Here is a 19,887-nt window from a genome sequence, read left to right as displayed (position 1 = left end):
TGTCAATCCGATCGACGAATGACGAAGGAGGGACCCGGATGGCGGGGCAGTCGCCCGAAGGCATGGCAGGGAAGTCGCCCGAAGGCATTGCCGCGCAACGAGAACGGCTGGCCGAGGGGCTGCAGGCCTATGGCGCCGCGTTCACCGAGCTGGGCCGCCGTTTCGCCGTGACGCTGAACGTGCACTCGACCGATGCCTTCGCGCTGCTGGAGATCGCCTCGGCCGAGGCCAAGGGCGCGCCGATCTCGCCCGCGCAGCTGAGCAAGCGCATCGCGCTGACCTCGGGCGCGATGACCACGCTGCTGAACCGGCTCGAGCAGGCCGGATACATCGGCCGCACCCGTGAGCACAGTGATCGCCGGGTGGTCACACTGCGCGCGAGTCCGCTGGTCAAGGAGTTGGGTGACGACTTCTTCGGGCCGATCAACGCCCGGCAGGACGCGGTCCTGGCCGAGTATTCGCCGGAGGTGCTGCGCCAGTTCGAGACCCTGGTGGCTCGCCTGCGCGCCACGATCGAGGACTACAACCGCTGAGTGCTGCATATTTATGTGATGTAGCGGAAAAGTATTTACATTCGCGCGTTGGCCGCCTACGCTCCGAGCGATGGTGACAATCGCTGTGCTGTCCGATGTCCACGGCAATACGCCCGCCCTCGCGGCCGTCCTCGCGGAGATCGACCGGCAGCGCGTCGACCTCATCGTGAACCTGGGCGATATCGCCTCCGGCGGCGTCGACCCGCGCGGCACCTTCGACCTGCTGCGGCAGCGGCCCGAAATCATCACGGTGCGCGGCAATCACGAACGCCAGGTGCTCACCTTCGCGGAGGAGCGCATGAGCCGGTCCGACCGGCTCGCCGCCCGCCTGGCCACGCCCGCCGACCGCGCCTGGCTCGAAAGCCTGCCCGCCACAGCCGAACCCGCCCCGGGCGTGTTCGCCTTCCACGGCAGCCCGGCCGATGACCTCTGCTACCTGACCGAGACCGTCGAGCCGACCGGACTGCGCGAGGCGACCGACGAGGAGATCGTGCGGCGGCTCGGCGAAACCTATGGCCGCCACCGGGTTTACCTGTGCGGCCACACGCACCTGCAACGCACCCGCCGCCTGCCCGACGGCTCCCTCGTGATCAATCCCGGCAGTGTCGGCTGGCCCGCCTACGACGACGAGCTGCCCTATCCGCACAAGGTCGAGGCCGGCACCCCGCCCGCCCGGTTCACCATTATCGACGACGGCGAACCCGGTTGGATCGCAAGGGAGTTCGTCGTCGACTACGACTACGAGGCCGCCGCGCGGATCGCCGACGCCAACGACCGCCCCGACGTCTCGTATGCCCTGCGCACCGGCCGCATGCGCTGAGCGGGTGCGGCCTCAGTCGCTCAGGTGGCGAATGAGGCGCTGGATCTGCTCGATATAGAAGCGCTGGAATTCGGGTGAATCGGGATCCAGGCCGGTGACGCGCCGGACGACCTGCGGCAGCACGGTGGGGACCAGGGCCGCGCCCATGACGGTCAGCAGGAATGCGCCCGGATCGATGTCGGCGGGGAACTGCCCCTCGGCCTGGCGGCGGCGCAAGTCCGAGAGGTCCTCGGGCGCGTAGTCGACCGGCGGTGCGCCGCTGGATTCGGCCAGGCCCTCCCAGGCCAGCAGGCGGCTCATGCGGGAATCCTCGAAGCCGTTGCGCAGGTAGGCGGCGGCCAGCTCGTCGAGGGGGAGGTCGGGGGCGGCGAAGCCGCCTTCGATTTGCAGCCATTGCTGTTGGAGGGTCTGGTAGAGGCCGTCTTTGCCGCCGAAGTAGTAGGTGATGAGCTGTTTGTTCACACCTGCGCGGTCGGCGATCTCCTGGACTCGCGCGCCGGCGAAACCCTTGGCGGCGAACACATCCAAGGCGGCGGCCAGCAGCCTGCCGCGGGTGCGTTCGGCGTCTCGCTGCCGTTCGTCGGCGGTGGGTACGCGGCGTGCTCGGCGGCCTGCGCCGGTGTCTTCATTCGGGGTCTCATCAGCCATAACGGGGTGTAACTGTACTCGTGGTTGACACAATCATCCAAATGGATGATTATTTACGGCATGTCGAAGCACACTTCCGAAACCACCATTGCCATTGCCGGAGCCGGGTTGAGCGGCCTGTGCCTGGCGCAATCGCTGCTCCACGCCGGGTTCGACGTCCAGGTGTACGAGCGCGACGAAGCGCCGCACGCCCGTCGTCAGGGGTACCGCATCACCACCGACGAGCACGGGATCGAGGCGCTGCGGCGCTGCCTGCCGCCGCGGCTGTTCGAGCTGTATCTCGCCACCGCGAGCGATACCCGCGAGGGCGGGCACTTCCGGTTCTTCAACCAGCGCATGCAGGAGATCTTCAGCCTCGCCTTCGACGGCGATCCCACCGGCGAGGACCTCACCAAGCCACGGCAGTCCGACCGTCAGACACTGCGCGCCCTGCTGCTCGACGGGCTCGAGGGCCGCGTGCACTTCGGTAAGGTGGCCGCGCGGGTCGAGACGGGTTCCGACGGCGCGACACTGTATTTCACCGACGGCACCGCCGTGCGAGCCGATCTCGTGGTCGGCGCGGACGGCGCGAACTCCCCGCTGCGCGAGCAACTCCTACCGGACTGCGCGCCGAAGAACACCGGTATGACCGCCGTCTACGGCTGCTCGCAGCTGGTTCAGGACGGTGATGCCCTGGTTCCGGCGGCGCTCGCCGACAGCGGCGTACTGTCCGTGGGCGCACCCGGATCGGCCTTCTTCTTCACGACCATGCCGTTCAAGGAATCCCCGGCGCAGGCGTTCGGCCGGCTGGCCCCGGCCCAGCGTCCGCCCGTCGAGGACGACTACGTGATGTGGGCGATCATCTTCCCCGACACCGTGTTTCCCTCTGATCAGCGGCTCGACAGCACCGCGCTGCATGGACTCGCGTTGGCGGCTTCTCGTGAATTCCACCCTGTACTACAGCGTTTGGTCGAGCGCGCCGATATCGAGTGCACCCTGGCGGTTCCGTTGCGCGCTTCCATCAAGCCCGCGCATTGGCCGCCCGCTCGCGTCACTCTCATGGGCGACGCCGTCCACACCATGCCGCCCTTCGGGGCGCACGGCGGCAATACCGCGCTGCGCGACGCCGCGCTCTTGAGCGAAAAGATCCAGGCGGCAGTGCATGCCGGCGCATCCCTCGAATCGGCCGTCGACGCCTACCAGCGGGAGATGCTCGCCTACTCCTTCAAGGAGGTCGAAGCCTCCGAGAAGATGATGGCCCGCTTCACCACCCGCAACCCGATCATGCGCTGGGGCATGATGCGCGTCGCCCCGTGGATCCAATCCCTGCGCGGTAAGGCGGTCGATCTCGAAGCCGCCTGAAGCCCGATTCTCGCGGCTATCGTGAATTCATGTCTCGCCCCAGTGTTCTCGCCACCGCCGAGCCACCGGCCATTCCGGGCGTGCGCCGCTCATTCGTGGAGGCCCGTGGGGTCCGATTCCATGTCACGGAGTCCGGCGATCCCACCGGCCGCCCCGTCGTGCTGCTGCACGGCTGGCCGCAGCACCATTACGCCTACCGCGACCTGCTCGCCGATCCGCCGGAGGGGCTGCGCATCATCGCACCCGACCTGCCCGGATACGGCTGGTCGGGCCCGGCCCCGCATCGCTGGGCGAAGGAGGACATCGCCTCGGATGTGCTTGCCCTCCTGGATGTTCTGGGCCTGGAACGGGTGCTGCTGGTCGGCCACGACTGGGGCGGGTTCATCGGCTACCGGATGGCGCTGCGCGAGCCCGAACGCTTCTCCGGCTATCTGGTCCTGAACATGGCCCACCCCTGGGTCCCCGCCCCCATCGTGGCCCGCAATGTCTGGCGCTTCCTCGTCTATCAGCCGCTGATCGCCGCCGTCGGCGTTCCCCTCCAGCAGCGCACCCGCTTCCTGGAATGGACCATCGGCGCCGCTCTCACCAACCGCGCCGCCCTCTCCCCGGAACAGGTCCGCATCTTCGCCGACCGTTTCCGCGACCCGATCTGCGCCCGCGCCGCCACCGACACCTACCGCACCTTCTGGCTGCGCGAAATCCCCGCCTCCGCCCGCACTCCCGAGCGTCGCCGCGCCACCATCCCCGTCCGCGCCCTCTTCGGCGTGAACGATGCGGCCGTCCACTACTCGCTGGCCGCGCCCGAAACCGCCCGAGCCGACGACTACACCCTCGAACTCGTCTCGGACTGCGGCCATTTCGTCGTCGACGAACGCCCGGACCTGGTCCGTGCCCGTCTGCTCGAACTGGCCGCCGCCACGAAGTAGGCCGATCAGCAGACCAGGTAGGGATCGGCGCCCGCCCACGCCTGCCGGCGTTCGGCCGGAAGACGGTCGTCGGTCAGGCGTGGCTGGGCGTCGAAGGACATGCACGCCCGGTTGTCCGGGGTGAACGACGGCCACGCGGGTAGGTCGGGTACGGCCGGGTCGCCGGTGTGAGCGAAGGCGGTGAAAGCGGAAACCATTGCCTTGGAGAGCTTTTCGGTGGTCGCCGGTTCGGTGAGCTCGGTGGTGTCGAGGTTGCCGAAGCTGTAGGGGACATCGGCCCCGTGCACCGCGCCCCGGGGGCCCGCGGCGGCGTAGTCGAAGGTGTACTGCCAGACCTTCGCGCCCGCGCGCTGGGCGTGTTCGGCGAGCCACACCGAGGGCATGACGGCGAACCAGCCGCTGAGGATGTCGTTGAGCGGGACGTGGCCGTCTACCGGTGTGCCGGTATAGGTCTGGAGGATGTGGTTCCAGGTTCGGTCGCCGATCGCTTGGCGGGCCTGGGTTTCGAAGCGGGTGCGATTGGCCGGATCGATGAGGAAGAGGTCGGCCTCCTTGGCGCAGGTGCCGATGAGCAGATCGACGCTGCCGTCGACGGTGCGCAGGGGATGATCGGTCAGCACGATGCCGTCGATGACGTGTGGATAGGGTTCCAGCAGTTCGGCATTGGCGTGGGCGGCGACAGACGCGTCCAGGAGGTCCCGGGTGGGGACGTCCATGAGACGGGCCGGATCGTTCAAGCCGAGGGTGCGCAGGACGGCGGTGGTGGTGAGGGCCGCGAATTCGGGCGTGCGGACGGGGCGGGGGCCGCCGCTGGACAGGATCGCGCGGTGGAACAACCGGCGGGCGACCTGAATGCCGAGCAGCGGGCCGATGGACATGGCTCCGGCGGATTCGCCCATGACGGTGACATTGTCCGGGTCGCCGCCGAAGCCGGAGATGTTGTTGCGCACCCAGTTCAGCGCCGCCATCTGGTCGAGCAGGCGCAGGTTGCCGGAACCGGGCTTGCCGGGCTGATAGAGGCAGCCGAAGGCCCCGAGCCGGTAGTTGACGGTCACCAGCACGCAGTCGCGATCGACGAAATGCCGGCCGTCGAACCGCGTGTCGCCGCCGGTGCCGACCACGAACGCGCCGCCGTGAATCCACACGATCACCGGCCGCTGACCGCTGGTCGAGCGGGACCACACATTCAGGTAGAGGCAGTCCTCGCTCTGGTTCGGCGCCGCGGGCGTGCCCGGCGCGAGCGGTCCTTGCGGTGCGACGGGGCCGAATTCGGCGGCCTCGCGAATGCCGGTCCACGACTCGGCGGGCTCGGGCGCGGCGAATCGGCGCGAGCCGGTCGGCGGTGCGGCAAAAGGGATGCCCTTCCAGGTGATGACACCCTCGGATTCGATGCCCCGCACCTTGCCCTGCCGCGTGGTCGCCACCGTGGCGGCGTCCGAGGCCGCCCCGCTGCCGCACGCGGTGCCCAGCGCCACGCTCGCGGCGACCGATCCGGCCGCACCCAGGAAGCGCCGCCGGGTCAGCGGGCGGTCGGCGGACCGGCTGTCGATCATAGTGTCTGCCTTTCGAATTCATTGTCGGCCGCGACGGGCTCGGCCAGGTTTCGGTGCCGCGTCTCGGAGATGGCCAGTACGCACGCCACCGACAGCAGCGCGAAGGCCGCGACGATCAGTGAGACGCCGATGGTGTTGTTATCGAAGGACTTCTGCATGCTCGTGAAGATCAATGGCGCGACGCCCGCGCCGATACCGGCGAGCTGATAACCCAGGGAGGCGCCGGTGTAGCGGGAGGAGGTCGAGAACATCTCGCTGCACAGCGCCGCCAACGGCCCGTACCAGGCCGGATGCAGAATACCCACACCGATGACGAGGGCGATGAGCAACATGGGCCAGCTGCCGGTGCGAATCAGGGGGAACAGGGCGAAGGCGAACACGCCCATCGACACCGCGCCGGCCAGGATCACGGGTCGGCGGCCGACCCGGTCGGTCAGGCCCGCCCACACCGGAATCAGCACCACCGAGCAGGCCGAGGCGATGGTGAGCGCGTTGAGCACCGAGGGGCGGGCGAAGCCCACGTTCACCGCGTAGGCGACGACGAAGGTGGTCAGGGTGCCCTGCGCGATGAACGCGCCGAGGCCGACGCCGACCGTCAGCAACAGATTGCGCCAATGGTCGCGCAGCACCTCCAGCAGCGGGAAGCCGCGGTCGTGCACGGCCTCGTGCAGCTGCTCGAAGGCCGGTGTCTCGCGCACGCTCAGCCGGATGTAGAGGCCGACCGCCAGCAGACCGAGGCTGAGCAGGAATGGAATTCGCCAGCCCCAGGACAGGAACTGCGCATCGGTGGTGAGACCGGCGGTCGCCGACATGACGGCGGTGGACAGCACCAGGCCCGCGGGTGCGCCGGCATTGGTGAAGCTGGCCCACAGCCCGCGCCGCGAGGTGGCGTGCTCGGCGGTCATGAGGACCGCGCCGCCCCATTCGCCGCCGACGGCGATGCCCTGGACCACGCGCAGCAGGGTCAGTAGCAGCGGGGCCCAGAAGCCGATGGCCGCGTAGGTGGGCAGCAGGCCGATGACGGTGCTCACGCCCGCCATCAGGGTCATGGTCAGCACCAGCATCTTCTTGCGGCCGAGCCGATCGCCGAAGTGCCCGAACACGATTCCGCCGATGGGGCGCGCGAGATAGCCGGCCGCGAAGGTGGCGAAGCTGGCGATGGTGGCGGTCAGGCCGTCCAGGTTGGAGAAGAAGACCTTGCCGAAGACGACCGCGGAGGCCGTCGAGTACAGCATGAAGTCGTAGTACTCGATGAGGCTGCCGGTGAAGCTGGAGGCCACGACCCGGCGCATTTGGCTGCGCGCGTCCGCGGGGGAAATGGATGACATGGGGAGCTCCCAGAAGTGGTGCAAAAAGATCAGAGTTCCTGATAGTCAGGAACCCTGATGATTATGCTGTGTGGTCCAGCTCACGTCAAGAGGCCGAGCAGACCCGCGGCATTGTTCTTGAAAATCCCGGGCAGCACGTCCTCTTTGAGGCCGAGCGTCGCGAAATCGGCGAGCCAGCGCTCGGGTGCGATGAGCGGATAATCGCTGCCGAACAACACTTTCCGGCGCAGCATGCCGCCGGCCGCCTGCGCCAATTCGGCGGGGAAGTATTTGGGGGACCAGCCGGACATATCGATGAAGACATTGGCCTTATGGGTGGCCATGGAGATGGCCTCGGCCTGCCAGGGCACCGATGGGTGCGCCAAAATGACTGTCAGACCGGGGAAGTCGGCGGCGATGTCATCGAGCAGCAACGGGTTGGAATAGCGCAGCTTGATGCCGCGCCCACCGGGCAGGCCCGCGCCTATGCCGTTCTGGCCGGTGTGGAACAGGGCGGGCACGCCGAGTTCTTCCAAGGCTGCCCACAGCGGATTGAACTGCGGCTCATTGGGTGCGAAACCTTGCAGGCTGGGGTGAAACTTGAAGCCGCGCACGCCGTATTCGGTGACCAGCCGCCGCGCCTGCGCGATCGCGGCGTCCCCGCGCAGGGGATCCACCGAACCGAAGGGGATCAGCACATCCGCGTGCTCGGCCGCCCGCTCGGCGATCTCCTCGCTCGAAATGGCCGGGTGCCCGGTGGAAGTCGCGGCGTCCACGGTGAACACCACCGCTGCCATGCCCGCCGCGCGATAGCGTTCCGCGATGTCGTCGACGGTCGGCGTGCGATTGTCCGACGATTTGAAATAGGCCGCCGACGCGTCCATCAACTCCTGATCCAGCGAGAGGCACCCGTGGTGGTCCTGTTCGATATGGACGTGCATATCGAGCGCGGTGATCGCCTCGACATCGATCTTGCATTCGTACTTCACGGGTTCTCCTCGTTCACCGCTCCGTGTAGTTCACGAATGCGGGCCTTGATCAGCTTTCCGGAGGCGTTGTGCGCCAATTCGTCCACGAACACAACGGATTTCGGGATCTTGTAGCGGGCAATGCGGGTGTCCAGGAAGGCCAGCAATTCGGCCTCGGTGAGCGCCGCGCCCGGGCGGAGCACGACAATGGCGCGGCCGACCTCACCCCAGGTTCGATCGGGAATGCCGATGACCGCGCATTCGGCCACGGCCGCATGGGCGTAGATCGCCTGCTCGACCTCGGCGGGATAGACGTTCTCGCCGCCGGAGATGAACATGTCCTTGAGCCGGTCGACGATATAGAGGTGGCCGTCCGCGTCGCGGCGGCCCAGATCGCCGGTGTGCAGCCAATGCCCCGCCTCGTAGGCCGCGGCGGTGGCGTCGGGCCGATTCCAGTAGCCGGGACTGACATTCGGGCCCTGCACCAGGATTTCGCCGGTATCGCCGGAGTCGCCGGTCAGCCGGACATCGGTGAAGAAGCACGGCGTGCCCGCGGAACCCAGTTTCGCGCCGTCCGCGCCGGGATCGGTGTCGCGCAGCATGGTGACCCCCGGCGACGCCTCGGTGAGGCCGTAGCCCTGGATGATGTTCAGCCCGCGCGCCCGGTAGGTCTGCAGCAGTGCGACCGGAATCGGCGCGCCGCCGCTGAGCGCATTGCGCAGCGAGGACAGCTCGGCGGTGTCGAACCCGGGCGTCAGCGCCAGTGACTGATACATCGAGGTGACGCCGAAAAGCATGGTGACGCCATCCTTTTCGATGAGCCGCAAGGCCCGTTCCGGATCCCATTTGGCTTCGATGAGCGCGGTGCCGCCCTTGAGCAGTACCGGGAACAGCGCTTGATTGAGCGCCGCGGTGTGGAACAGGGGAGCCGTGACCAGCGCGACCTCGGTACTGCGAACGTCCATGTCCACCAAGAGGTTGTAGACGTTCCAGGTGATATTGCCGTGGGTGAGCATGACACCCTTGGGCTGCCCGGTAGTGCCGGAGGTGTACTGGATCATGAACAGGTCGCCGAGGGCGATCGGCTCGTCCAGCGCTGTGCCGGAACCGGATTCGCGAATCTCGCCGAGCGTGGTCGCGCCCGCCCTCACCCGATCGTCGACGCCCACCAGGTCCAGCCCGAGCGCCCGCACCTCACCGGAGTCGAGCACGGCGTCGAAGCCCTGATCGGCGATGAGCAGCCGTGGCGCGCAATCCGCGAGGATGAACGCGGTCTCGGGTGCGGCCAGCCGTGTGTTCAGCGGCACCACCACCGCCCCCAATTTGGCGACCGCGAACATGGTTTCGACGAACGCGACCGAATTCCAGCCCAGATAGGCGACTCGATCCCCGCGCTCCACCCCGCGCAGTCGCAGCCCGTGCGCCAGCCGCGTCGCCCGCACCTCCAACTCCCGATAGGTCGTCGCCACCCCATCCTGGGCCAGCGCCGCTCGCTCCGGTGTCATTCGGGCGCGCCGAGTGGTCCAGGACCCCATGCCCCGGTCGTTCATCGGTGTCTCCAAACTTCGCTGTCTGCCAATGCCACTTCGCTGTCCGGCAATGTCTCGGGCATATCAGCCGAGCCCGTGCCGGTTCTTGAGCGACAACAGGTCTCGCAATGCGTGATCCCGCCGCTCCAGCAACTCGTCCGCCGCGGTCTCACCGAGCTCCTCGGCAACCCCCGTCACCAGGCGTTCGATCAATCCGGGCGTCAGCTCCGGCGACCCCATATCGGCCCACCAGTCCACCATCGGCGGCCCGAGATGCTCGAGCACATGCCCCAGCCCGCCCGGCCCACCGGACAGGTGCTGAGTAGCGAACGGCCCCAGCAACGCCCACCGCAGCCCCGGCCCCGCCGCAATGGCGGTATCGATATCGGCCACCGACACTACGCCCTGCTCCACCAGGTAATACGCCTCCCGCCACAGCGCGGCCTGCAACCGATTCGCCACATGCCCCGGCAACTCCCGCCGAATATGCACCGGCTCCTTACCCCAGTACCGCAGCACCGCCATGGCGGCGGCGATGGCTTCCGCCGAAGTTTTCTCACCCCCGACCACTTCCACCAGCGGCACCAGATGCGGCGGATTGAACGGATGCGCCACCAGCACGCGCTCCGGATACCGGCACACCTGCTGAAAACCGCTCGGCGCAAGCCCCGACGAACTGCTCGCGAGCAGCACCTCCGGCCCCGCCGCCGCATCCAGCTCCGCGAAGATCTCCCGCTTCACCTCCAACCGTTCCGGCCCGTTCTCCAGCACCAGATCCGCGGCAGCGGCCGCCTCGGCCAGTTCAGGGGTGAAGCTCAACCGCTCCCGCCAGTGCGACACTTCCGCGCCGCTGTGCAGCCGTGCGCGAGTGGGCGCTCCGAGCGGACTGCCGCCTGCGCCGGGGGAATCCGCGACTCCGCCGGCGCCCTCGACGGTGTCGTCCGCCCCGAGGTCGGCCAGCAGGGCATTCACCGTGTCGGACAATGACTCCCGTGCACCAGGCGCGGGGTCGGTGGCGATCACCGTGAGCCCGCGAGCCAAGGCCAGCGCCGCCCAGCTCGCTCCGATCGAGCCCGCACCGACAATCGCCACGGTCCGCACTTCCTCGGCCGGGATCACAACGCCACCTCCTCTCGTGATGCTTCCTTCGTCATTCCGGCGTGCTTTTGGCCGGAATCCACGGCCGTGTGCGAGATCCCGGCCAAAAACACGCCGGGATGACGGGTGTGGGTCGCGTCGGGATGCCTTATGAGGCTTGTGTTTACGTGCTCGGGTGTGATCACGGTGCAACCGCCCTTCGGTCTTCGGCGAGTGCGATGAAGGGGTCGAGAGCGGTGGGGACGGCGAGGGCGTCTCGGCTGGCGACAGATTCGGGCAATGCGCCGAGGAGGATCCGCTTTGCGGGGAGTTCGAGCTTCTTGCCGGTGAGGTTTCTGGGTATCAACGGGATTTGGTGGATCTCGTCGGGGATATGCCGGGGTGACAAGGAGGTGCGCAGGACTCGGGTGATCGTCGCGCGGAGATCCGTGTCGAGGTGGAGGCCGGGCTCCAGGGCGACGAACAGGAGGAGGTCGCCGTTGCCGCCGTCCGGGTCTTCCAAGTGGACGACCAGGCTGTCGGCGATGCCATTGATTTCCTCGACCACGCGGTAGAACTCGGCGGTGCCGAGGCGGACGCCGCCGCGGTTGAGGGTGGCGTCGGAGCGGCCGGCTACGTGGCAGGTGCCGTTGGCGTTGAACTGGATCCAGTCGCCGTGACGCCAGACGCCGGGCCAGCGGTCGTAGTAGGTGGAGCGCAGACGGGTGCCGTCCGTGTCGCCCCAGAAGGCGACGGGCATGGAGGGCATGGGGGAGGTGATGACGAGTTCGCCGAGTTCGCCGGTGACGGGGGTGCCGGATTCGTCGAAGGCGTGGGCGTCGACGCCGAGGCAGCGGCCGGAGATCTCACCCGCGTGGACGGGGAGGAGCGGATTGTTCTGCACCAGGCCGGAACACACGTCGGTGCCGCCGCTGCCGACGTTCAGCTGGACGCGGGGGCCGAATTGATCGCGTATCCAGGCGTAGCCCTCGGGCGGGAGGGGCGCACCGGCCGAGCCGATGACGCGGAGGGGGAGGTTCAGGTCGCCGGGCCGCAGTCCCGCCTTGCGGGAGGCCATGAGGAAGCCGGGGCTCGCGCCCATGATGGTGGCCCGGGTCTGCTGGGCGAGCCGCCACTGCCAGCCCACGTCGGGGTGCATGGGGTTGCCGTCGATCAGGACGATGGCGGAGCGGGTGAGCAGGCCGGACACCAGGGCGTTCCACATCATCCAGGCGGTGGTGGTGAACCACAGCATGCGGTCCTCGGGGCCCATGTCCCAGGAGAGCATGTGATTCTTCAAGTGCTCCAGCAGGATTCCGCCGTGGCCGTGCACGATGGCCTTGGGCTTGCCGGTGGTGCCGGAGGAGAAGAGGACGAACAGCGGGTGGTCGAAGGGCACCGGGAGGAATTCAGGTGTGCCGCCGGGGGCGGCGGAGAGCATGGCGTGCCAGTCGAGGGCGTCGTCGACACGCCATGGCCCGTATTGGATGTCGGCCACATGCCGCACGCTGGGCAACTCGGCGCGGATCTCGGCGATCTGCGGGCGGCGGTCGATGTCCTTGTCGCCGTAGGCGTATCCGCCCGCGACCAGCAGCATCGCCGGTTCCAGCTGGGCGAAGCGATCGATCACGCTGCGCGGGCCGAACTCGGGGGCGCAGCTCGCCCAGATCGCGCCGAGGCTCGCCGTCGCCAGGAAGGCGACCAGGGTTTCCGGCGCGTTGGGCAGGTATCCCGCGACCCGGTCGCCGGGACCCACGCCGAGGTCGCGCAGGACATTGCGTGCCCGCGCCACCTGATCGCGCAACTGCCCGAAGGTCAGCTCGATATCCGGCCGGGTTTGCGAAATGCCCAGCACCGCACTGCGATCGGTATCCGCTTCGGTGCCCATGGCATGTTCGGCGTAGTTGAGCAGCGCGCCGGGGAACCACTGTGCGCCCGGCATGACCCGATCGGCGAGCACGCTGTCGTACGGTGCGTGGCCGATCACGCCGCCGAATTCCCAGATGGCGGACCAGAATCCGGCGAGATCGGTGACCGACCATCGCCACAGCTCATCGTGACTGCTGAACTCGAGTCCGCGATGCTCACGCAACCAGCTCAGAAACTGCCCAGCCCGGCTGCGCTCGAGCACATCGGCCGATGGCGACCAGACGATCTCGCCCTGTTCGATGCGCCGACCCGTCGCCCGGCCGTCACCCCTCATGGAATCGCTCCGCGATGCAGTGCTCATGCCGGCTCCTCAGTGACCTTGGCCGTGCGCCCGGCGAGGAAATCGCCCATGCGGCGCTTGGCATCGTCACTGCCCGAGGCAATGGCCGCCATGAGCGATTCCATGAGGTATCCGTCGCGCGGATTGGCTTCGGCAATGCGTGGCAGGGCTTGCAGCACGGCGTAATTCGTCTGCGGGGCATTGCCGGCCATGCGCTCGGCCAGTTCGAGAGCCTTGTCCACACCGGTCCCGTCGGCCACCACGTACTGCGAGAGGCCGATGGCAAAGCCCTCCTGCGCGTTGTACTTCCGCCCGGTGAGCATCATGTCCGTCATGCGGGCCACGCCGATGAGCCGCGGAATCCGCACGGATCCGCCACCGCCGACGAACAATCCGCGCATGCCCTCCGGCAGCGCGTAGAACGTGGACTCCTCGGCCACCCGGATGTGCGCGGCGGCGGCCAATTCCAGCCCGCCGCCCACCACCGCGCCCCGCAGCGCCGCCACCACGGGCACCCGCCCGTTCTCGATGGCCTCGAAGACCCGGTGCCACATCCGCGAATGCGCCACCGCGTCGAGCGTGTTCCGCTCGGTCATCTCCGCCAGATCCAGTCCGGCACAGAAATGTTCGCCGTCGGCGGTGATGACCGCCGCCCGCACGTCGGGTCCCAGCGAGGTGAAGAACCGCTCGATGCCCAGGATGGTGTCATCGCTGAGCGCATTGCGCTTGTGCGGCCGGGCCAGCGTCAATACCGCCACGCCGCCCCTCATGGCGGCGCGCAGGGTATCGGGCAGGGTGACGGCGGAGAGCGGTCGGGGCGGGGTCAACGAATCCTCCGAAGCAGCAGATCATCAGGTTTCCTGATAATGAATCAGGTTTCCTGACTATGCAAGATCCTGCTTGAATGGCCGTGTGACCGCTTCCGATGAGCCGGCCCCCGCCACGCTGCTGTACCTGATCAAGCGCCTCGAACTGGCCAGCCGCGCACAGCTGGACGCCCTGCTCAAACCGTCGGGTGTGACGGCCCTGCAGTACACCGCCCTGTCCGTGCTGGAGCGGCGGCCCACCATGTCCTCGGCGGATCTGGCGCGGGCGTCGTTCGTGCGGGCGCAATCGACCTCGGATCTGATCGGCGCGCTGGAGCGGCGCGGGCTCATCGAGCGCGCCGTGGATCCGGCCAATCGGCGGCGGCTGCTCATCAGCCTCACCGACGAGGGGCGAAAGTTCTTGGCGCGGTACAACCCTCGCGTTGCCGAGATGGAAGAGCGCATGGTCGCGGAGCTGAGTGCGGAAGAGCGGCGCGTCTTCCGCGAGTTCCTCGTCACCAGCCGCCGGGCGCTGAGCAAGGACTCCGACGCCTGAGCGAAGCCGTTTCCGGCTCGCTCGCATCCGCGGGTCTTGAGTCGATGACGCCTGCGCGTTAATGTGTGCGTATAGCAACCATGTGTTCGTATAGCGCACATTCTCTAGGGAGTGAGTATGGCCAAGATCCAGTCCTTGGCTGCGGCGGTCGCCGAACTCGTCCACGACGGCGACACCGTCGCCTTGGAAGGGTTCACCCATCTGATCCCGGTGGCCGCCGGGCAGGAGATCATCCGGCAGCGGCGGCGCGAGCTGACGCTGGTGCGAATGACCCCGGACATCGTCTACGACCAGCTGATCGGCGCCGGCTGCGCGCGCAAGCTGGTGTTCTCCTGGGGCGGGAATCCGGGCGTCGGCTCACTGCACCGGTTCCGCGAGGCCGTGCAGCAGGGCTGGCCGGCGCCGCTCGAGATCGAGGAGCACAGCCATGCGGGCATGGCCAACCGGTATGTGGCCGGGGCCTCCGGGCTGCCGTTCGCGGTGCTGCGCGGCTACGCCGGAACCGATCTGCCGACGGTGACCGACACCATCAAATTCATCGAGTGCCCGTTCACCGGCGAGCGGCTGGCCGTTGTGCCCGCCATCAATCCCGATGTCACGATCATTCACGCCCAGCGCGCGGACCGGCAGGGAAACGTGCAGCTCTGGGGCCTGCTCGGGGTGCAGAAGGAGGCCGTGCTGGCGGCGCGGCGCAGCCTGGTCACCGTGGAGGAGATCGTCGACGAGCTGACGCCGGTGCCCGGCGCCATCGTGCTGCCCGGCTGGGCGATCACCGCCGTCGCCGAGGTGCCCGGCGGGGCGCATCCGTCCTATGCGCAGGGCTACAGCGAACGGGACAACGCCTACTATGCGGCATGGGACGCGATCGGCCGCGACCGTGACGCCTTCACCGGCTGGCTCGACCGGCACGTCTTCACCACCACCGGGAGCCCGGCATGACACTCACCGATATCGAGTCCGCGACCGCCGCGCCGGAGTACACGGCCGACGAGATGATGACCGTCGCGGCCGCGCGGGCGCTGCGCGACGGCACCCGATGCTTCGTCGGCATCGGCCTGCCCTCGACCGCGGCCAATCTGGCCCGCACCACGCACGCGCCCGGACTCGTCCTGGTCTACGAGTCGGGGACGCTCGGGTCGAAGCCGGATCGGCTGCCCGCCTCCATCGGCGACGGAATTCTCGCCGAGACCGCCGACGCGGTGATCAGCGTGCCGGAGGTGTTCAACTACTGGCTGCAGCCGGGGCGCATCGACGTCGGATTCCTGGGCGCGGCGCAGATCGACAAGTACGGCAATATCAATACGACCGTCATCGGCGGGGACTACGCGGATCCGGGTGTGCGGCTGCCCGGCGCGGGTGGTGCGCCGGAGATCGCGGCCTCCTGCGGTGAGGTGTTCGTGGTGGTGCGGCAGTCGCGGCGATCGTTCGTCGAGCGGGTGGATTTCATTACCTCGCTCGGGCACGGGCGGGGTGACGGTGAGCGGGCGCGGCTCGGAATGCGCGGGGCGGGACCGACTTTGGTGATCACCGACCTCGGCGTCATGCGGCCGGATCCGTCCGGGGAGCTGGTGCTGACCGCCGTGCATCCCGGGGTGACGGTGGCACAGGTGCGGGCGGCCACCGGCTGGGAGCTGCGGGTCGCGCCCGAGCTGTCGGCCACCGAAGCGCCTACCGCCGAGGAGCTTTCGGCGCTGCGCGCATTGAAGGCGGCGTCGTGAAACAGGCATTTCTCTACGACGGCATCCGAACCCCGTTCGGCCGCTTCGGCGGCGCATTGAGCCGGGTGCGGCCCGACGATCTGGCGGCACATGTGCTGCGGGTGCTCGCCGACCGCACCGGGCTCGATCCGGAGACCGTGGACGAGGTCGTGCTGGGCGCGGCCAATCAAGCCGGGGAAGACAACCGGAATGTGGCGCGCATGGCCGCGCTGCTGGCCGGGTGGCCCACCACCGTTCCCGGAACCACGGTGAATCGGTTGTGCGGGTCGAGCCTGGATGCCGTCATCCACGGCGCTCGGATGATCGAAACCGGGGACGCGGCAACGATTGTCGCGGGCGGTGTGGAATCCATGAGCCGCGCGCCGTGGGTGATGGCCAAGCCCGCCAAGGGCTTTCCCGCCGGGAACGAGACCCTGCACTCCACCACGCTCGGCTGGCGGCTGGTGAATCCGGCCATGCCCGGCAAGTGGACGGTCTCGCTGGGCGAGGGCACCGAAATCCTGGCCGAGCGCTACGGCATCGGGCGTGCGGCGCAGGACGAATTCGCCGCGCGCAGTCACCAATTGACGGCCAAGGCGTGGGACAGCGGGTTCTACGAGGATCATGTCATCGCCGTGCCCGGGACCGACCTGGCCCGGGATGAATCGCTGCGTCCGGCGACCACCGTCGAGACGCTGGCGGGGCTGAAACCGTCCTTCCGCGGCGACGGCACGGTCACGGCGGGCAATGCCTCACCGCTCAATGACGGCGCGTCGGCCTTGCTGCTGGGTGATGAAACCCTTGCCGAGCGAATCGGTTTCGCGCCCATGGCCCGGATCGCCGGGCGCGGTGCGGCCGGTGTGGATCCGGACGCCTTCGGCATCGGACCGGTGCAGGCGGCGCGAATGGCGCTGCGGCGCGCGGGCATCGGCTGGGAGGATCTCGGCGTCGTCGAGCTCAACGAGGCGTTCGCGGCGCAGGCGCTGGCCTGCCTGTCGGAGTGGCCCGCGCTGGATCCGGCCATTGTCAATATGAACGGCGGCGCCATCGCCCTCGGGCATCCGCTCGGGGCGTCCGGCGGTCGTCTCGTCAATCAGCTGGCTCGCGAGATGCGGCGCAGCGGCAGCCGGTGGGGGCTGGCGGCGCTGTGCATCGGGGTGGGCCAGGGTCTTGCCGTGGTTCTGGAGGCCGCATCGTGAAAATCCTTACCAGCCAGCAGCTTCCGGTCTATCGGCCGGATGAGGCGGGTACGCATCCGCCGCTGGATTTCCCGGACTACAAGTCGACGGCGCTGCGGCATCCCAAGGAGCCGTTGGTGCTGCTGCCGCAGACGCTGACCGAGATCACCGGCCCGGTGCTGGGCAACGGCCTGGTCCGGCCCGGCGATCACGATCTCACCTACCAGCATCGCGGCGATCCGATCGGCCAGAAGATCCTGGTCTTCGGCCGCCTGCTCGACGGCGACGGCCGACCCATTCCGGACTCGCTCATCGAGATCTGGCAGGCCAATGCCGCCGGGCGCTACCGTCATCTCGGCGATCGCTGGGATGCGCCGCTGGACCCCAACTTCGACGGTGTGGGCCGCACCCTCACCGATAAGCAGGGCCGCTACGAGTTCGTCACCGTCAAACCCGGGGCGTACCCGTGGGGCAATCACCACAATGCCTGGCGACCGGCGCACATTCACTTCTCGGTCTTCGGCCGCGCCTTCACCCAGCGCCTCGTCACCCAGATGTACTTCCCGGACGATCCGCTGTTCGGCCAGGACCCCATCTACAACTCCATTCCGGAAGCCGCGCGCCCCCGGCTGATTTCGCGCTTCAGCCTGGAACGCACCAAGCCGAACTGGGCGCTGGCCTTCGAATTCGACATTGTGGTGCGCGGGCGCGCCGCCACCCCGTTCGAGGAGCCGCACGATGACTGAGACCGGATTGCCCGCCACGCCCTCGCAGACCGTCGGCCCGTACCTGCACATCGGCTTGGACTGGGGTGATGACGGCCGACTGGTGGTGCCAGAAGGAACGCCCGGCGGGTTCTGGATTCGCGGCGCGGTGCTGGACGGCGCGGGCGAGCCCATCCCGGACGCCATGATCGAAACCTGGCAGGCCGATCCGGACGGGCGTTTCGACCATCCCGACGATCCGCGCGGGCGCGTGCACGGCTGGCGCGGTTTCGGCCGCAGCGACACCCGCCTCGGCGAATTCGCCGTCCACACCGTCCATCCCGGCGTGGTGCCGGATCGCGACGGCCGCCCGCAGGCCCCGCACCTGGACGTCTCGGTCTTCGCGCGCGGCATGCTGAACCGCGTGGTCACCAGGATCTATTTCCCCGACCACGCCGACCGCCACGACGCCGACCCGGTGCTGGGATCGGTGCCGCCGCACCGCCGTCCGACGCTGATCGCCCAGCCCGCACCCGGCGGATACCGTTTCGACATCCGCATTCAAGGCGAGCACGAAACGGTGTTCTTCCATGTCTGACGGGTTGTTCGACGGCGTGCTCGCGGCCGGACCGGTCGCCGAGCAGGTGAGCGACCGCGCCTGGGTGCAGGCCATGCTCGACTTCGAGGGAGCGCTGGCGGGTGCGTCGGCCGAGGCGGGTGTGATTCCCCCCGAGGCCGCCCGCGCCATCGAAAGCCGCTGCCACGCAGAGCTGTACGACATCCCCGCACTCGGCGAACGCGCCGTGAGCATCGGCAACCCCGCAGGACCGCTGGTGCGGGCCCTCACCGCCCGCGTCACCCCGGAGGCCGCCGGATACGTCCACCTCGGGGCCACCAGCCAAGACGTCATGGACACCGCGGCCATGCTGGTGACCGCCCGCGCCCTGGCCGCACTGCGAAACGACCTGCGCGCCGGCGCCGACCACCTGGCCAACCTCGCCGAAACCCACGCGGCCACAGTGCAAGCCGGTCGCAGCCTCCTGCAACAGGCACTCCCGGTCACCTTCGGCCTCACCGCCGCCAACTGGCTCTCCGGCCTCATCGCGGCCCTCGACCGCCTCGACGCCGTCCGCGACCGCCTGGCCGTCCAATTCGGCGGAGCCGTAGGCACCCTGGCAGCATTGGGCGACAAGGGCATTCCCGTCCGCGCCGCCCTCGCCCGCCGCCTCGGCCTCTCTGAGCCAGCTCTGCCTTGGCACACCGAACGCAGCCGCATCGCGGAAGTCGCTGCCGCCCTGGGCCAAACCTGCGGCGCGATCGCGAAGATCGCCCGCGACATCACCCTCCTAGCTCAAACCGAGGTCGCCGAGGTCTCCGAACAGGGCCCACCCGGCACCGGCGGCTCCTCGACCATGCCGCACAAGCGAAACCCGGTCGCCGCGGTCCTCGCCGCCGGCTCCGCCGCCCAAGCCCCCGCCCTGGTGGCCGCCCTACTGGGCGCGAGCGCCCACGAACACCAGCGCGCCGCCGGCTCCTGGCACGCCGAATGGCGCCCCTACACGGAGTTGCTGCGCACCACGGGCTCTGCCGCGCACTGGCTGCGCACAAGTCTGGACCGGCTCCAGGTGGATCCCGAGCGCATGCGGGCCAACCTGAACCTGACCGGCGGCCTGCTCCTGGTGGAAAACGTGGCCATAGAACTGTTTTCGGCCTCCCACGGTGAACTCGGCAGACAGGCCGCCGCCGACCTAATCGCAGCCCGCTGCGCACCCACCGCCCCCACGGCCGAAGACTCACCTGCTCCTGTGGGTGAGGGCTTGCCTGCTCCTGTGGGTGAGGGCTCGCCGGCTCCCGTGGGTGAGGGCTCGCCCGCCCCCATGGTTGACGACTCGCCCGCCCCCATGGTTGACGACTCGCCCGCCCCTATGGTCGACGACTCGCCCCGTCATTCCGGCGTGGGTTTTGGCGGGCTGACCCACCCCCGGGGGGGTTCCGGGCAAAAAGAAGCCGGGGTGGGGGGGGGGGGTGGGGGGGA

Annotated in this window: 19 protein-coding genes; 11 read left to right on the top strand and 8 right to left on the bottom strand. The window is 68.7% G+C overall.

The annotated features are described in order from the left end of the window. Positions 1–38 precede the first annotated feature (38 nt). Complete coding sequence (locus tag ACFVIV_RS31425) at positions 39–533, top strand: MarR family winged helix-turn-helix transcriptional regulator (RefSeq protein WP_379202588.1); 495 nt, start codon at positions 39–41, stop codon at positions 531–533. Positions 534–603: 70 nt separating this feature from the next. Continuing rightward, on the top strand, positions 604–1,353 hold the full coding sequence (locus ACFVIV_RS31420) for a metallophosphoesterase family protein (protein WP_379202586.1): 750 nt from the start codon (positions 604–606) through the stop codon (positions 1,351–1,353). A 12-nt stretch (positions 1,354–1,365) separates the two neighbouring features. Here ACFVIV_RS31420 and ACFVIV_RS31415 read toward each other — a convergent pair whose 3' ends face one another. Next, a complete protein-coding gene (locus tag ACFVIV_RS31415; RefSeq protein WP_379202584.1) occupies positions 1,366–2,001 on the bottom strand; it encodes a TetR/AcrR family transcriptional regulator in 636 nt (211 codons plus the stop codon). A gap of 60 nt (positions 2,002–2,061) precedes the next feature. On the opposite strand from ACFVIV_RS31415, the gene ACFVIV_RS31410 reads away from it, so the two are divergent. Then, the gene (locus tag ACFVIV_RS31410; RefSeq protein WP_379202582.1) at positions 2,062–3,342 is read left to right on the top strand and encodes an FAD-dependent oxidoreductase; all 1,281 of its coding nucleotides are present in this window, start codon (positions 2,062–2,064) and stop codon (positions 3,340–3,342) included. 29 nt (positions 3,343–3,371) lie between these two features. Beyond that, entirely contained in the window at positions 3,372–4,268 is an 897-nt protein-coding gene (locus tag ACFVIV_RS31405; protein WP_379202580.1) for an alpha/beta fold hydrolase, read from the top strand. A gap of 5 nt (positions 4,269–4,273) precedes the next feature. Here ACFVIV_RS31405 and ACFVIV_RS31400 read toward each other — a convergent pair whose 3' ends face one another. The 7 genes from ACFVIV_RS31400 to ACFVIV_RS31370 form a co-directional block, all read right to left on the bottom strand. Continuing rightward, positions 4,274–5,821, bottom strand: coding sequence for a carboxylesterase/lipase family protein (locus ACFVIV_RS31400; RefSeq protein ID WP_379202578.1), 1,548 nt, complete (start codon positions 5,819–5,821; stop codon positions 4,274–4,276). Then, positions 5,818–7,149: an MFS transporter gene (locus tag ACFVIV_RS31395; RefSeq protein ID WP_379202576.1), complete on the bottom strand. Its 1,332-nt coding sequence runs from the start codon at positions 7,147–7,149 to the stop codon at positions 5,818–5,820. The genes ACFVIV_RS31400 and ACFVIV_RS31395 overlap by 4 nt, the downstream gene beginning before the upstream one ends. An 80-nt stretch (positions 7,150–7,229) precedes the next feature. Then, positions 7,230–8,069 carry an amidohydrolase family protein gene (locus ACFVIV_RS31390; RefSeq protein WP_379202714.1) on the bottom strand — a complete coding sequence of 280 codons (840 nt, stop codon included), beginning with the start codon at positions 8,067–8,069 and terminating at the stop codon, positions 7,230–7,232. Between the two features lie 44 nt (positions 8,070–8,113). Then, the gene (locus ACFVIV_RS31385) at positions 8,114–9,646 is read right to left on the bottom strand and encodes a long-chain fatty acid--CoA ligase (protein ID WP_379202574.1); all 1,533 of its coding nucleotides are present in this window, start codon (positions 9,644–9,646) and stop codon (positions 8,114–8,116) included. Positions 9,647–9,709: 63 nt separating this feature from the next. Next, positions 9,710–10,744 (bottom strand): 3-hydroxyacyl-CoA dehydrogenase NAD-binding domain-containing protein, encoded by a 1,035-nt coding sequence (locus ACFVIV_RS31380; RefSeq protein WP_379202572.1) that lies wholly within the window; start codon positions 10,742–10,744, stop codon positions 9,710–9,712. Positions 10,745–10,904: 160 nt separating this feature from the next. Then, the gene (locus ACFVIV_RS31375; RefSeq protein ID WP_379202570.1) at positions 10,905–12,932 is read right to left on the bottom strand and encodes an acetoacetate--CoA ligase; all 2,028 of its coding nucleotides are present in this window, start codon (positions 12,930–12,932) and stop codon (positions 10,905–10,907) included. Next, complete coding sequence (locus ACFVIV_RS31370; RefSeq protein WP_379202568.1) at positions 12,929–13,738, bottom strand: crotonase/enoyl-CoA hydratase family protein; 810 nt, start codon at positions 13,736–13,738, stop codon at positions 12,929–12,931. Before ACFVIV_RS31370 ends, ACFVIV_RS31375 begins: the two co-directional genes overlap by 4 nt. Positions 13,739–13,823: 85 nt before the next feature. Between ACFVIV_RS31370 and ACFVIV_RS31365 the strand changes: the two genes are divergently transcribed. The 7 genes from ACFVIV_RS31365 to pcaB all read left to right on the top strand — a co-directional run. Beyond that, positions 13,824–14,273 (top strand): MarR family winged helix-turn-helix transcriptional regulator, encoded by a 450-nt coding sequence (locus ACFVIV_RS31365; protein WP_379202566.1) that lies wholly within the window; start codon positions 13,824–13,826, stop codon positions 14,271–14,273. Between the two features lie 117 nt (positions 14,274–14,390). Beyond that, positions 14,391–15,212, top strand: coding sequence for a CoA transferase subunit A (locus tag ACFVIV_RS31360; protein ID WP_379202564.1), 822 nt, complete (start codon positions 14,391–14,393; stop codon positions 15,210–15,212). Beyond that, positions 15,209–15,991: a CoA-transferase subunit beta gene (locus tag ACFVIV_RS31355; protein ID WP_379202562.1), complete on the top strand. Its 783-nt coding sequence runs from the start codon at positions 15,209–15,211 to the stop codon at positions 15,989–15,991. Before ACFVIV_RS31360 ends, ACFVIV_RS31355 begins: the two co-directional genes overlap by 4 nt. Beyond that, positions 15,988–17,169 (top strand): thiolase family protein, encoded by a 1,182-nt coding sequence (locus ACFVIV_RS31350; RefSeq protein ID WP_379202561.1) that lies wholly within the window; start codon positions 15,988–15,990, stop codon positions 17,167–17,169. Before ACFVIV_RS31355 ends, ACFVIV_RS31350 begins: the two co-directional genes overlap by 4 nt. Next, the gene (gene pcaH, locus ACFVIV_RS31345) at positions 17,166–17,894 is read left to right on the top strand and encodes a protocatechuate 3,4-dioxygenase subunit beta (protein ID WP_379202559.1); all 729 of its coding nucleotides are present in this window, start codon (positions 17,166–17,168) and stop codon (positions 17,892–17,894) included. The genes ACFVIV_RS31350 and pcaH overlap by 4 nt, the downstream gene beginning before the upstream one ends. Further along, positions 17,887–18,450, top strand: a complete 564-nt coding sequence (gene pcaG / locus ACFVIV_RS31340; protein WP_379202557.1) for a protocatechuate 3,4-dioxygenase subunit alpha — start codon at positions 17,887–17,889, stop codon at positions 18,448–18,450. Before pcaH ends, pcaG begins: the two co-directional genes overlap by 8 nt. After that, a partial coding sequence (pcaB, locus tag ACFVIV_RS31335; protein WP_379202555.1) for a 3-carboxy-cis,cis-muconate cycloisomerase occupies positions 18,443–19,887 on the top strand: 1,445 nt, incomplete at its 3' end. The genes pcaG and pcaB, both read left to right, overlap by 8 nt.

It is taken from the genome of Nocardia sp. NPDC127526 (assembly GCF_042672265.1).
Lineage (GTDB): Bacteria > Actinomycetota > Actinomycetes > Mycobacteriales > Mycobacteriaceae > Nocardia.
The sequence above is the reverse complement of the archived record's forward strand: the minus strand, read 5'-3'. Positions and strand labels throughout refer to the sequence as shown.